Annotated in this window: 13 protein-coding genes; 6 read left to right on the top strand and 7 right to left on the bottom strand. The window is 71.4% G+C overall.

What is annotated here, in order from left to right:
* Nucleotides 1-50 precede the first annotated feature (50 nt).
* The gene (locus ACWCQS_RS33740) at nucleotides 51-1,097 is read left to right on the top strand and encodes a LuxR C-terminal-related transcriptional regulator (RefSeq protein ID WP_451007983.1); all 1,047 of its coding nucleotides are present in this window, start codon (nucleotides 51-53) and stop codon (nucleotides 1,095-1,097) included.
* Here ACWCQS_RS33740 and ACWCQS_RS33745 read toward each other — a convergent pair.
* Genes ACWCQS_RS33745 through ACWCQS_RS33755 form a run of 3 tightly spaced genes read right to left on the bottom strand, consistent with a single transcriptional unit; the run spans nucleotide 1,060 to nucleotide 4,057 of the window.
* Nucleotides 1,060-2,049 (bottom strand): helix-turn-helix transcriptional regulator, encoded by a 990-nt coding sequence (locus tag ACWCQS_RS33745; RefSeq protein ID WP_451007984.1) that lies wholly within the window; start codon nucleotides 2,047-2,049, stop codon nucleotides 1,060-1,062. The two genes, ACWCQS_RS33740 and ACWCQS_RS33745, sit on opposite strands and share 38 nt — an antisense overlap.
* Complete coding sequence (locus tag ACWCQS_RS33750; RefSeq protein WP_451008099.1) at nucleotides 2,046-3,044, bottom strand: helix-turn-helix transcriptional regulator; 999 nt, start codon at nucleotides 3,042-3,044, stop codon at nucleotides 2,046-2,048. Before ACWCQS_RS33750 ends, ACWCQS_RS33745 begins: the two co-directional genes overlap by 4 nt.
* 29 nt (nucleotides 3,045-3,073) lie before the next feature.
* Nucleotides 3,074-4,057, bottom strand: coding sequence for a helix-turn-helix transcriptional regulator (locus ACWCQS_RS33755; protein ID WP_388623315.1), 984 nt, complete (start codon nucleotides 4,055-4,057; stop codon nucleotides 3,074-3,076).
* A gap of 154 nt (nucleotides 4,058-4,211) precedes the next feature.
* Here ACWCQS_RS33755 and ACWCQS_RS33760 point away from each other — a divergent pair, with 154 nt between their 5' ends.
* Together ACWCQS_RS33760 and ACWCQS_RS33765 are read left to right on the top strand one after the other, a co-directional pair.
* Entirely contained in the window at nucleotides 4,212-4,430 is a 219-nt protein-coding gene (locus ACWCQS_RS33760) for a hypothetical protein (protein ID WP_451007985.1), read from the top strand.
* Entirely contained in the window at nucleotides 4,427-4,762 is a 336-nt protein-coding gene (locus tag ACWCQS_RS33765; RefSeq protein ID WP_450981342.1) for a hypothetical protein, read from the top strand. The genes ACWCQS_RS33760 and ACWCQS_RS33765 overlap by 4 nt, the downstream gene beginning before the upstream one ends.
* 158 nt (nucleotides 4,763-4,920) lie before the next feature.
* On the opposite strand, the gene ACWCQS_RS33770 is transcribed toward ACWCQS_RS33765, so the two are convergent.
* A complete protein-coding gene (locus tag ACWCQS_RS33770; protein ID WP_451007986.1) occupies nucleotides 4,921-5,313 on the bottom strand; it encodes a pyridoxamine 5'-phosphate oxidase family protein in 393 nt (130 codons plus the stop codon).
* Between the two features lie 117 nt (nucleotides 5,314-5,430).
* Here ACWCQS_RS33770 and clpB point away from each other — a divergent pair, with 117 nt between their 5' ends.
* Complete coding sequence (gene clpB, locus ACWCQS_RS33775) at nucleotides 5,431-8,028, top strand: ATP-dependent chaperone ClpB (RefSeq protein WP_451007987.1); 2,598 nt, start codon at nucleotides 5,431-5,433, stop codon at nucleotides 8,026-8,028.
* A gap of 3 nt (nucleotides 8,029-8,031) precedes the next feature.
* Here clpB and ACWCQS_RS33780 read toward each other — a convergent pair whose 3' ends face one another.
* Entirely contained in the window at nucleotides 8,032-8,415 is a 384-nt protein-coding gene (locus ACWCQS_RS33780) for a hypothetical protein (protein WP_451007988.1), read from the bottom strand.
* A gap of 225 nt (nucleotides 8,416-8,640) precedes the next feature.
* Here ACWCQS_RS33780 and ACWCQS_RS33785 point away from each other — a divergent pair, with 225 nt between their 5' ends.
* A complete protein-coding gene (locus tag ACWCQS_RS33785) occupies nucleotides 8,641-9,180 on the top strand; it encodes a type III secretion system chaperone family protein (protein WP_365723782.1) in 540 nt (179 codons plus the stop codon).
* Between the two features lie 15 nt (nucleotides 9,181-9,195).
* Here the strand turns inward: ACWCQS_RS33785 and ACWCQS_RS33790 are convergent, their stop codons facing one another.
* Together ACWCQS_RS33790 and ACWCQS_RS33795 are read right to left on the bottom strand one after the other, a co-directional pair.
* A complete protein-coding gene (locus ACWCQS_RS33790) occupies nucleotides 9,196-10,389 on the bottom strand; it encodes a hypothetical protein (RefSeq protein ID WP_451007989.1) in 1,194 nt (397 codons plus the stop codon).
* A gap of 718 nt (nucleotides 10,390-11,107) precedes the next feature.
* The gene (locus ACWCQS_RS33795; protein WP_451007990.1) at nucleotides 11,108-12,310 is read right to left on the bottom strand and encodes a pyridoxal phosphate-dependent aminotransferase; all 1,203 of its coding nucleotides are present in this window, start codon (nucleotides 12,308-12,310) and stop codon (nucleotides 11,108-11,110) included.
* A 271-nt stretch (nucleotides 12,311-12,581) separates the two neighbouring features.
* Between ACWCQS_RS33795 and ACWCQS_RS33800 the strand changes: the two genes are divergently transcribed.
* A complete protein-coding gene (locus ACWCQS_RS33800) occupies nucleotides 12,582-12,800 on the top strand; it encodes a hypothetical protein (RefSeq protein ID WP_451007991.1) in 219 nt (72 codons plus the stop codon).
* Nucleotides 12,801-13,237 lie beyond the last annotated feature (437 nt).

The following is a 13,237-nucleotide window of genomic DNA, read 5'->3' on the forward strand; positions in this document are numbered from 1 at the left end:
GCGCATAGTTGCGCTGCGGAAGTGACAGCACACCGGGGGTGAAATGGGCGATGGCCGGGCGCGGGGCGGAGCAGCATCCACACGGCGCCGACCGACTGTGCGCGGCCGGCGACCGGGTCTATTCCCGGGCCGTACGCCGGGGGCGCGTGCCGCGCACTGACTCCGAGGCGGTGCCCTGTCTGCTGGAACTGGGCCTGCTGCACCCGGATCCCGACGACATGGACTGGCTGGTGCCGACCTCCCCGCAGGAGGTCATGACCAGGCTGCTGCGCGGGGTCTACGACGAGGTCAGCGAGAGCCAGCAACGCGTGGGCTCGGCGGTGGCCGCCTTCGAGTGGTACGCCGGGCTCGGCCGTCAGCTGGGCGCGCTGGCCGCACCGGCCGAGGGCAGCGCGATCCGGGTGCTGGACGGGCTCTCCCGGATCCAGGCCGCGATGGACGAGGCGACCGAGGCCTGCACGACCGAGGTGCTCACCGTGCAGCCGGGCGGCATCCGCCGGGAGGCGGAACTGACGGAGGGCCTGCACCGGGCGCTGGCCCTGCGTGGCCGGGGCGTGCGCATGCGCGACCTCTACACCCATGTGGCCCGCCACGGCCAGGGCCTGCTGAACTACCTGGAGCTGATGGGCGACACGGTGGAGGCCCGGACGCTGGACGAGGTCATCGACCGCCTGATCCTCTTCGACCGCACGGTGGCCTTCATCCCGGCGAACGCCGACCGCACGATGGCCCTGGAGCTGCGCCACCCGGCCCTGGTGGAGTACCTGGTGACGGTCTTCGAACGCCTGTGGCGCCTGGCCATCCCGCTCACCGCCCCACTGCCCGACACCGGCATCGAGGGCATCTCGCACCGCGAGCAGTCCATCGCCGCGCTGCTCGCCGAGGGCCATCAGGACGCGGTGATCGCCGAGCGGCTCGGCATCAGCGTGCGCACCTGCCGCGCCCATATCGCCCGGCTGTCGGAGACGCTGGGCGCGGCCAGCCGCACCCAGCTGGGCGTCCGGATCGCCCAGGTGGGCCTGGACGGTCACCGGGGCTCCGGGCTGCCGGCCGCGGCGCTCACGGCTCCTGATCAAGAATCCCCGAGCGTGCGATGAGATAGCCCAGCTGGGCCCGGCTCTCGCTGCCGAGGGTGGCGGCGAGCTTGGCGATGTGCAGCCGGGCGGTGCGGATGTTCATGCCCAGGCGGTCGGCGATCACGGCGTCGGTGTGGCCCTCGACGAGGAGGGCGGCGATGGCCCGCTGGCGCGGTGTCACGCCGTTCACCGACGGCGGCTGCACCGCCTTCGGGAACATCGGCGTGGCGAGCCGCCAGAGCCGGTGGAAGGTCGTCACGAAGTACTTGATGAGCGCCGGGTGGCGGACCTCCAGGGCGAGGGTGCCGTCGTCGTCGGCGGGGAGGAAGGCGACCTTGCGGTCGATGACGATGAGCCGGTCCGGCACCTCGTCGAGGCTGCGCGCCTCCGTGTCGCCGCGCCGGAAGTGCTCCAACGGCCCGTACACCTCGGGCACATGGCGCAGGGTGTGCTGGTAGAGGGTGCGGATCCGGCCGCCGCGGTCCAGCAGCGCCTGATCGCGCCCGAAGGCGGTGTCCCGGGCCGCCTCGCCGCGCGGGCCGGTGAGGCCGGCGTGCGGCTGGATGGTCAGGGACTCCTCGGTGGCGTCCACCATGGCGTCGGAGATCGCCCGGTTGATCTGCTCGGTGCCGCTGAGCAGCCGCAGCATCGCCGGCTCGGCTCCGGTGCCGGGCGTCCTGCGCACCTCCACGCGCAGCAGCGACTCGAACCGCTCCACCAGCCGGTCCTCGCGCCGCCGTTCCTCGGCGACCCGTGCCGCGGAGGCCCGCAGCAGCCGGTGCAGGGCCGCGGCGGGCGCGACCGGTTCGAGCTGTCCGACGTCGTCCAGGACCGGGTGCAGCAGCCCGAAGTCGGTCAGGCAGGGCACGTCGGCGGCGTCGCCGACCGGTATCCGCCCCTCCCGCAGGGCCCGCTCGTACACCTTCTCCCCGGCGGCGCACAACTCCTCGACCCCGTGCTCCCGATGCGTCACCGGTCCACCTCTCCCTGCTGGTCGAGAATCCCGGACTGCCCGATCAGATAGCCGAGTTGAGCCCTGTTCTCGCTGCCGAGGGTGGCGGCGAGCTTGGCGATGTGCAGCCGGGCGGTCCGCACGTTCATGCCGAGCCGCGCGGCGATCGCGGCGTCGGTGTGCCCCTCGATCAGAAGGGCGGCGATGGCGCGCTGGCGGGGGGTGATGCCGTTCAGGGTGGGGGGCTGGGCGGCTTCGGGGTACATGGGGGTGGCCAGGCGCCACAGACGGTCGAAGGTCGTGACGAAGAAGGAGACCAGAGCGGGGTGGCGGACCTCCAGGGCGAGCGACTGGTCCGCGCTCGCGGGTACGAAGGCGACGGCCCGGTCGACGACGATCAGCCGCTCCGTCACCTCGTCCAGGGTGCGCGCCTCGACATCGCCGTCCAGGGCCTCGTAGCGGGCGAGGACCGAGGGGGCGTGGCGCAGCGTGTGCTGGTAGAGGGTACGGATCCGGCCCCCGCGGTCCAGCAGCGCCTGGTCGCGGGCCAGGGCCATCGCGCGGCGCTCGGGGGAGATGCGGAAGTGGCCGGTGTACGGCTGGATGGCGAGGAGCTCGCCGGAGGTGCCGGCCAGGGCCTGGTCCAGGGCGCCGTTGATGCGCTCCAGCCCGCTGAGGACCCGGAGCGTCGGGGTGTCCGCGGCCGGGCCCCGGGGGTCGTCGATCCGCAGCAGCGACTCGAACGACTCGGCCAGCCGCTCACCGCGCCGCCGTTCCTCCGCGATGCGGTCCTCGGACGCCCGCAGCAGCCGGCGCAGCGCGACGGCGGGCGCGACGGGCTCCAGCCAGGCGAGGTCGTCGACCGTGGGATGCAGCAGCCCGAAATCCACCAGACAAGGAGCCGGTACGGCGTCCTCGGCGCGCACCCGGCCCTCCCGCACCGCCCGCTCGTACAGCGACGCCCCGGCCGCGCACAGGTCCTCCACACCGTGCTCGGGGTGCGGCGGTCCGCTCACCGCGGCACCGCCCTCTTCCTGCACCACGGTCAGCTCTCGCGGTCGAGGATGCCGGACTGGGCTATGAGGAAGCCGAGTTGGGCCCGGCTGCCGCTGCCCAGGGCGGCCGCCAGCTTGGCGATGTGCGCCCGGCAGGTGCGGACGTTCATGCCGAGCCGGCGGGCGATCGCCTCGTCGACATGGCCCTCGATGAGCAGCTTCGCTATGGACCGCTGGACGCCGGTGATGCCCTCGGGGGTGGACTCGTAGGGCACCTCGTCCATCAGCGGGGTGGCCCGCTGCCAGAGCTGCTCGAAGACCCTGATGAGGTACTGCACAAGACCGGGGTGGCGCAGCTCCAGGGCGATCTGCCGGTCGTCCTGGGCGGGGATGAAGGCGACCGACGTGTCACAGATGATCAGCCGCTCGATCAGCTCCTCCAGCGTGCGGATCTCGACCTTGGCGCCGGCCATCTGGTCCATGTACGCATAGGTGCTCTGACTGTGCCGCACGGTGTGCTGGTAGAGCGTGCGCATGGAGATGCCCCGCTCGATCAGGGGCTTGCTGCGCTTGAGCGCCTGGCTGAGGATGTGCTCCGGCCGACTGCCTCCGGGCTGCACGGTCAGGACCTCGGTGCGGGCCTCGGCGATCGCCACGTCGAGCGCCTGGTGGATGCGGTCGATGCCCTCCAGCACGGTGATCGCGTGCGTGGTCGCCGGTTTCTGGGCACTGATGTCCAGGAACGGCTGGAAGGTGTCCGCCAGTTCCAGGGTGGCCCGCCGGCGGTCCTGGATCTCGCGTTCCAGGGGCTGCAGTTGCTGGGCGAGCACGACGGACGGAGGAACCGGGCGCAGCCAGCCCGGGTCGTCCGGATCGGGGTGGAGCAGGGCGAACTCCAGCAGACAGGGCGCGTTCTCGGCCTCGTCCCGGGAGATACGTCCGGAACTGAGGGCACTGGCGTAGAGACGCGAACCGTCGGCACAGAGGTCTGTGATGCCGTGAGGATGTGTCGGTTTTGTGCGCTTAGTTGGCAAATCTCCACCCCCCAGGGTCCTGAACGTGCAGGAACATGATGCATCTCCTGTGTGGCATTGACGTGCCTGAATGAGCCATCGTCTTGTCACACGGGGGAGAGGAAGCCATCAAGTGAGGACGAAGCCGACCATGAAAAAGAGAATGCTTCGCTCGGTGCTTGCCACTGCCTTCGTAGTCGCGCTGGCCAGCGGTGCGGCTGGTCCTCTTGACGTCGGCTGGGGTAGCCCGACCAAGACCCGACAGACCACGGCCCAGGACGTCGGCTGGGGCATCGTGGCCGACGCCGGCCCCACGGATGTCGGCTGGGGCGTGGCGCCCGGCGGCAGCCCGACGGACGTCGGCTGGTCGACTCCGGCGGACGCGACGGCATGACCACTCCACCCGACGACCGGTCCTTCCGTCGCGAAATGGCCACCGCCTACCGCTCCGGCTGGCACTTCATCGACCTGGTCACCGCCATCCCCCACAGCGGTGACTCGCTGATGGTGACCGTGTTCGGTGAGCCGGTCGTCGTGACGCGGGACGAGGACGAGGACGTGCGGGCGTACCGGTGCCTGCGCAAGCCGCGTGGCGCGCCCCAGCCGGTCCGGTGTGCCATCCGGTACGGAATGATCTTTGTGAATCTTGACCAGCGGGACCACCGGCTCGCGGAGCCGACGGACCGTGACCTGAGGACCATCTCTGCCACCCCCCGCAGTGCCTGACGCGATTCCCCCGTCGTAAAAGATCGCTCAGGTGCTTCCCCCCGCAGCGGCGTCACCGTGACCTGAACACGGTGACGCCGCTGCAGTTTTCTGGGGATATTCTGTGGAATTTCGCGGTATGTGCGCGCGCTCAGGGTGGCTGAAAGTTTTCGGTCGCCTCAGGCGTTCCCCAGGGCCCGCTCCACCTCTATCTCGATCACCACGCGCGCCGGATTCGGCCCCGGTGTCCGCTCGTAGCGCTCGGCATAGCGCCGTACCGCCTCCGCGACCCGTTCCGGCTCCGTCCGTACCCTCGCCCGCCCCTCCAGCGTGGCCCAGCGCCGGCCGTCCACCTGGCACACCGCGACCCGGGCGCCCTCGGCTCCGGCCGCGCGCACATGCCGTACCTTCGCGCTGGTCCCGTTGGTGATCACCCTGGCCAGGCCGGCCTCCGCGTCGAACGTCACCCCCACCGGCACCACGTGCGGACTGCCGTCGGGGCGGAGTGTCGTCAACGTGCACAGATGACGTTCCCGCCAGAACTCCAGGTACTGCTCAGAGTGCTTCGCCATGCCCGCAACCTAGCCCGCGCAGGGCTTTCCGGCGCTACTTGAGCGGAATAGACTCAACTTTGTGTACGCTGGTCAAGTCAGCACTGGAAAGTGTGGCCGAAGAGGAGAACGGACGACGTGGACGCCGAGCTGACCAACAGGAGCCGGGACGCGATCAACACGGCCAGCAACCGGGCCGTGACCGAGGGGCACCCGGACCTCACGCCTGCCCACCTGCTGCTGGCGCTGCTCGCCGGGCAGGACAACGAGAACATCACCGACCTGCTCGCGGCCGTCGAGGCGGACCAGGCCGCCGTACGCGCCGGTGCGGAGAAGCTGCTGGCCGCGCTGCCCAGCGTGACCGGGTCCACCGTCGCGCCGCCGCAGCCCAACCGCGAGCTGCTGGCCGTGCTCGCCGACGCCGGTGAGCGCGCCAAGGAGCTCGGCGACGAGTACCTCTCGACCGAGCATCTGCTGATCGGGATCGCCGCCAAGGGCGGCCGGGCCGGCGAACTGCTGGAGCAGCAGGGTGCGGACGCGAAGAAGCTGCTGGAGGCCTTCAAGAAGGCCAGGGGAGGACGCCGCGTGACCACCGCCGACCCCGAGGGCCAGTACAAGGCCCTGGAGAAGTTCGGCACCGACTTCACCGCCGCCGCCCGCGAGGGCCGGCTCGACCCGGTCATCGGGCGGGACCAGGAGATCCGGCGGGTCGTGCAGGTGCTGAGCCGCCGTACGAAGAACAACCCCGTGCTCATCGGTGAGCCGGGCGTCGGCAAGACCGCCGTGGTCGAGGGGCTCGCCCAGCGGATCGTCAAGGGTGACGTGCCCTCGTCGCTGAAGGACAAGCGGCTCGTCGCGCTCGACCTCGGGGCGATGGTGGCCGGCGCCAAGTACCGCGGCGAGTTCGAGGAGCGGCTGAAGGCCGTCCTCGCCGAGATCAAGGACTCCGACGGGCAGATCATCACCTTCATCGACGAGCTGCACACCGTCGTCGGCGCCGGTGCCGGCGGCGACTCCGCCATGGACGCGGGCAACATGCTCAAGCCCATGCTGGCCCGCGGCGAGCTGCGCATGGTCGGCGCCACCACCCTGGACGAGTACCGGGAGCGGATCGAGAAGGACCCGGCGCTGGAGCGGCGCTTCCAGCAGGTGCTGGTCGCCGAGCCGACCGTCGAGGACACCATCGCGATCCTGCGCGGTCTCAAGGGCCGGTACGAGGCCCACCACAAGGTGCAGATCGCCGACAGCGCGCTGGTGGCCGCCGCCACCCTCTCCGACCGCTACATCACCTCCCGCTTCCTCCCCGACAAGGCCATCGACCTCGTCGACGAGGCCGCCTCGCGCCTGCGCATGGAGATCGACTCGTCCCCCGTCGAGATCGACGAACTCCAGCGCGCCGTGGACCGGTTGAAGATGGAGGAGCTGGCGATCGCCAAGGAGACCGACCCGGCCTCCGTCGCCCGCCTGGAGAAGCTGCGCCGCGACCTCGCCGACAAGGAGGAGGAGCTGCGCGGCCTGACCGCCCGCTGGGAGAAGGAGAAGCAGTCCCTCAACCGGGTCGGTGAGCTGAAGGAGCGCCTGGACGATCTGCGCGGCCAGGCCGAACGCGCCCAGCGCGACGGCGACTTCGACACCGCCGCCAAGCTGCTGTACGGCGAGATCCCGCAGCTGGAGAAGGAGCTGGAGGCCGCCTCCGAGGCCGAGGAGGAGGCCGCCAGGGACACGATGGTCAAGGAGGAGGTCGGCTCCGACGACATCGCCGACGTCGTCGCCGCCTGGACCGGCATCCCGGCCGGCCGCCTGCTGGAGGGCGAGACGCAGAAGCTGCTGCGCATGGAGGACGAGCTGGGCAAGCGGCTCATCGGCCAGACCGAGGCCGTACGCGCGGTCAGCGACGCCGTACGGCGCTCGCGCGCGGGCATCGCCGACCCCGACCGCCCCACCGGCTCCTTCCTCTTCCTCGGCCCGACCGGCGTCGGCAAGACCGAACTCGCCAAGGCGCTCGCGGACTTCCTCTTCGACGACGAGCGGGCCATGGTCCGCATCGACATGTCGGAGTACGGCGAGAAGCACAGCGTGGCCCGCCTGGTCGGCGCGCCTCCCGGGTACGTCGGCTACGAGGAGGGCGGCCAGCTCACCGAGGCCGTCCGCCGCCGCCCGTACTCCGTCGTGCTCCTGGACGAGGTGGAGAAGGCCCACCCTGAGGTCTTCGACATCCTGCTCCAGGTGCTGGACGACGGCCGCCTGACGGACGGTCAGGGCCGTACGGTCGACTTCCGCAACACCATCCTGGTGCTCACCTCCAACCTGGGCAGCCAGTTCCTGGTCGACCCGGTCACCGGCGAGGAGGAGAAGAAGCAGCAGGTCCTGGAGGCCGTCCGGGCCTCCTTCAAGCCGGAGTTCCTCAACCGGCTGGACGACCTGGTGGTCTTCTCGGCGCTGACCAAGCCCGAGCTGGAGCGGATCGCACGGCTGCAGATCGACCGCCTGGGCAGGCGCCTGGCCGAACGCCGGCTCGCCCTGGAGGTCACCCCGCAGGCGCTGGCCTGGCTCGCGGAGGAGGGCCTTGACCCGGCCTACGGCGCCCGCCCGCTGCGCCGCCTCGTGCAGACCGCCATCGGCGACCGCCTCGCCAAGGAGATCCTCGCCGGCGAGATCAAGGACGGCGACACGGTCCGCGTCGACCGGTTCGGCGAGGGCCTGCTGGTGGGGCCGGCGACCGGGAAGACGCTGTGACGCTCACGCGGTGAACGCGGTGAACCGTACGAGGGCCTGCTGAGGGCCCTCGTACGTCACGTCGATCTCCACCGCGTTCGCGTCGATGCCGGGCGGTACGGTGCTCTCGCTGTCCATGTTCACGCAGAAGTCCGCGCCGTCCGAACAGAGGTCGGTGTCCGGCTCGGGAGCCGCCGGGTAGGTGTGCCTCAACCACGTCCACAGCCGTGCCCGGGGCAGGTGGAACTCGGCACTGTAGTCGGTGTCGAGCCAGGTCTGCACCGTGCACCTGTCCTCGAACGCCCCGTCCGGGAGCCGCGCCCCCCCGAAGTCCAGCGCCTCCGCGCACGGCACCTTCTCCGGGCCCCCGCCCAGCGGGTAGTCCGAGGACTCGGATCTCACCAGCATCACGGCCAGCCCGCCCATGATCAATGCAGGCAGCGCCAGGATCGCCGCGACGATCCCCCATCTGGTCCGTCCCCGGCCCGCCACCTGTGCCCCCGTCCGCTCACGGCCTGCCGACCCAGCAGCCGGAATCATGTCAGCCAAAGGCGGACAGGCGGGCGGCGGGGCTTGCCTCCCCCCTCCCCGCATGGGGGAGGATGGCGGAATCCGCACGAAGGGAAATACACGGTGAGCATCGACCCGTCCTCGATTCCGAACTTCGGGGGCCAGCCCGAACCGCAGCCCCAAGGACCGGCGGGCCCCGTCGTCCCGGATCAGGATCTTGTGAAGCAGCTCCTCGACCAGATGGAGCTGAAGTACGTCGTCGACGAGGAGGGTGACCTCGCGGCGCCGTGGGAGCAGTTCCGCACCTACTTCATGTTCCGCGGGGAGGCCGAGCAGGCCGTCTTCTCGGTGCGGACGTTCTACGACCGCCCCCACAAGATCGACGAGAAGCCGCAGCTGCTGGAGTCCGTCGACGACTGGAACCGCCGCACCCTGTGGCCCAAGGTGTACACCCACACCCACGACGACGGCACCGTCCGGCTGATCGGCGAAGCCCAGATGCTGATCGGCACGGGCGTCGACATCAACCACTTCGTCTCCTCGACCGTGAGCTGGGTGCGGGCCGCGATCGAGTTCGACCGGTGGCTCGTCGAGCAGCTCGGTCTGGAACAGGAGGTCAACGAGGCGGACGAGCCCGAGAACCCCGAGGACGACGGCGAGTAGGCCCCGTCCCGGCGCCTACAGCGGTGCCTGCGCGTACACCACGAGGTACGCGCCGTAGACATAGCTGAGCCCGGCCAGGGTCGCGATCAGTACGGTCGCGTGCCAGGGCCGGGCTTTCGCCGTCCGCGCCAGCGGCTGGGCCAGCGGCAGCAGCAGCGGGAACGCCGGCAGCAGGAACCGCGGCTTGGACTCGAAGAACCCCGACCCGCCGAGCGCGATCAGCAGCAGCAGCCCGCTGAACACCAGCAGCGGCAGCGGAGCGCGGTCGAGGAGCAGCAGCGCGTACAGCACCGTGGCCGCCGCGACCAGGACCAGCGCCATCGGGAACACGAACTGGCTGCCATGCAGCAGCATCGCGCGCAGGAACCGCAGCGCGCCGTGTCCGAAGTCGAACGTCGACCCCCAGCGCCGCTGCACCTCGAAGTAGCCGCCGAGCAGATCACCCTTGCGCTGCCCGACCCACAGCACATACGCGGTCCAGCCCAGCGGGGCGAGCCCCGCGCCCGTCCACAGCCTGTGGGAAACCTTGCCGCGGCGCCGCCACACCTCGGCACCGGCCGTGGCCAGCACCGCGGCGGCCACCGCGAACCCGTTCGGCCGGGCCAGCCCCGCGCCCGCGGCCAGTGCGCCCGCCCACACCCAGTTCCCGGCCAGCAGGGCGTACAGCGACCAGGCCGCGAACGCGGTCAGCACCGGCTCGGTGTACGCCATCGACAGCACCACCGCGTGCGGCAGCAGCCCCCACAGCAGCACCAGCGCCACACCGGTGGCCGGCCCGTGCAGCCGGCAGCCGACCGCGTGCATCCCGGCGGCGGCAACGGCGGCCGCGGTCCACGAGATCAGCAGCCCGGCGGTGCCGCCACCGACCGGGGCCAGCGCGGTCACCGCCCGCAGCAGCGCCGGGTACAGCGGGAAGAACGCGAGGTCGCTGTGCGGGCCCGGGTCGTGGGAGGGCAGGTCGTGACCGTAGCCGTGGGCGGCGATGCCCAGGTACCAGACGGAGTCCCAGGACCGCCCGAGCACGGCCAGGGGATGCCGCCCGGCGATGTGCGCGACGAGGGCGAGCACGGCCACCCCGGTGAGTCGGACGCCGATGAAGAGCCCCACGGCGATCCCGCCCGCTCGCACAAGGGACGGCCGGGTGCGGTCGCGCTGCGCAGGCTTCCGCGCGGCTACGGGCGGGGCGAGGGTTGTGCTGGCGTGAGTCACATCTGAGCACCCTGCAAGGGCTCGGCCGCCGAAGCGAGCAGGTGGCCGCCGAGTGCGGGGTGGGTTCACCTGTGTCGAGTACGCCGGCACACCGATGGGGCGGATACGGCAGCACACAGATCGGGCGGATACGGCAGCACACCGACGGGGCGGCCTCTGGCGGACAGCCGACCGGCCGGGCACGCGCCCAGCGCCGCGCGCACGCGCCCGGCCACGATCCACCTCGCGCCCGGCCACGACACCCTCAGCCGGGCGTCGGCCCCCAGCCCGCAGGTGCCGGCCCCTGTTCAGGCGCGGCTCAGTGCGCCGGCTCCCGGGTCGGCTCCCGCCACCTGCCGGGTCGGCCGCTGCGGCAGGGCGGACATCAGCAGGAAGACCCCGGCCGTGATACCGGCGACCCGCCACAGCGCGTGCTGGAGTGCACGAAGGCGGGCCGGCCTGGGCCGGGGCCGGCCGGTCGCCGATCCCGCCGAAGAACACCACCGACACGAGCCCCAGGCCGAGCGCGTTGCCGGCGCCGGCTCACCCCCGCGCGGCGGGTGCCGGCACGGCCTGCCCTTTGTCGGACGGCCTCTGCGGTCGCGATGCCCGTGTTCTCCGGTGCCCTGGGCGCGCACCAGTTCCGGCTGAAGGTCTGCCGCAGCCGTATGCTCGCGCGGAACAGCACGTCCGTCCGCAGCCGGTGGGCCGGCAGCCGTCACGGCGGCCCTGACGCGCCTCAGGCTCGCCGCATCGTGGTCAGCCGCTGCGCCGCCTCCCGCAACACCTCCTCCCGCTTGCAGAACGCGAACCGCACGAACGGCGCCCCCGCCTCCCGGTCGTCGTAGAAGACGGCGTTGGGGATGGCCACGACACCGGCCCGCTCCGGCAGGGCGCGGCAGAAGGCGAAGCCGTCCTTCTCGCCGAGGGGGCGGATGTCGGTGGTGATGAAGTACGTGCCGGCCGGGACGAAGACCTCGAAGCCCGCCTCCGTCAGGCCCTGCGCGAGGATGTCGCGGCGGGCGAGCATGGACCGGCGGAACTCCGCGAAGTAGGAGTCGGGCAGGGTGAGCGCCTCGGCGACCGCGTACTGGAAGGGGCCCGAGGAGACGTACGTCAGGAACTGCTTCACCGCGCGGACCGCGGTCACCAGCTCCGGCGCGGCCGTCACCCAGCCGACCTTCCAGCCGGTGAAGGAGAACGTCTTGCCGGCCGAGCCGATCGTGACCGTGCGCTCGCGCATCCCGGGGAAGGACGCCAGCGGCAGATGCCCGGTGTCGCCGAAGACCAGGTGCTCGTACACCTCGTCCGTGACCACCAGCAGGTCCCGCTCGACCGCCAGCTCGGCGATGGCGGCCAGCTCCGCGCGGGTGAGGACCGTACCGGTCGGATTGTGCGGGGTGTTGATGAGCAGCAGCCGGGTGCGGTCGGTGACGGCGGCGCGCAGTTCGTCCAGGTCCAGGCGGAAGGACGCCCCCTGCTCGAAGTGTGGCCGCAGTGTCACCGGTACGCGCGTGCCGCCCGCCATGGCGATGCTCGCCGCGTAGGAGTCGTAGTACGGCTCCAGGGCCACGACCTCGTCACCGGGCTCCACCAGCGCCAGCAGCGCGGCCGCGATCGCCTCCGTCGCGCCCGCCGTGACCAGCACCTCGGTGTCCGGGTCGTAGCTCAGCCCGTAGCGGCGCAGCTGGTGCGCGGCGATCGCGGTGCGCAGCTCCGGGATGCCCGGCCCCGGCGGGTACTGGTTGCCCCGGCCGTCGCGCAGCGCCCGTACGGCCGCCTCCCTGACCTCCTCCGGGCCGTCGGTGTCGGGAAAACCCTGGCCCAGGTTGATCGACCCGGTCGCCACGGCGAGCGCGGACATCTCGGCGAAGATCGTCGTCCCGAACTCGGCGAGCCGACGATTGAGGTGGGGGCGTGCGCTGGAGGTCATGGCGGCCATCCTGCGCCCAAGCTCTGGAGTTCCTCAACACTGCTTCGCTGATGGGGGCCTGCGCCCATACCCAGCCCACCATCGCTCACCAGGGGAAGGGCTGTCCTCGGCTGTCGGCATCTGTCGTCGTCGGTCGCCCCCGGACGGCCCACAGACGGCCCCAGGGATACCCCCGGGGCCGCTAGTGGTTCCCGTTGCCGGGCCCCCTCGATCGGCGTGGCGCAGTGCCCGTAAGGCCGTACTGCCCCCGCACGTCTTCGAGTCGCCCACCGGGCGGCGCGTGTACGACAACCGCAACACGCGCCTGACCAAGTGGCTCAACGACGGCATCCCGCCCGCCCAAGTGGCCGAGTGGGCCGGGAACAGCGTTGCCGTGCTCTTGGCGACCTACGCCCGGTGCATCGACGGACAGCTGCCGGATCTCAAACGGCGACTGGAAGCCGCGGGCGACCTCCCAGAGGCGGAGGGGGGACGTCCGGGGCTTCGTCGTGATCAGTGACACCTACCCTGACCAGCAAAAAGCCCTCCCAAGCGGGAGGGCGGAGACTTGCGCCCCCGGCAGGACTCGAACCTGCGGCCAAGCGCTTAGAAGATGCGGGCACGCTTTGGTGGGCGATCCTGATGCGATGTTGCCGGTGCCGTCCACGGCTGCCTGGTGCCGCTGGCGTCCGTCGTCGTTGCCGTCACGGTTGCCGTCACTGCCGTCGGGCAGTGCTCCGGTGTCGTACCGAGCGCACTCAGTTCAGCCACTTGGGTGGACCGAGGGTCAGCTAGCCGCCGGTCACCGCCGTTCCCCGTGGCTCCCCGCTGGAGCTGGCACGGGTGTGGCACGGGGAACTTCTGATCCGTAGCTCTATGCGGATCGGTCAGTGACGGTCGTAGCGGTCCCGTGAGAGCCTACGTGAGGCGAGACGGAACATGGACGGCCGCTGTGGT

The organism is Streptomyces sp. NPDC002076 (genome assembly GCF_053593835.1).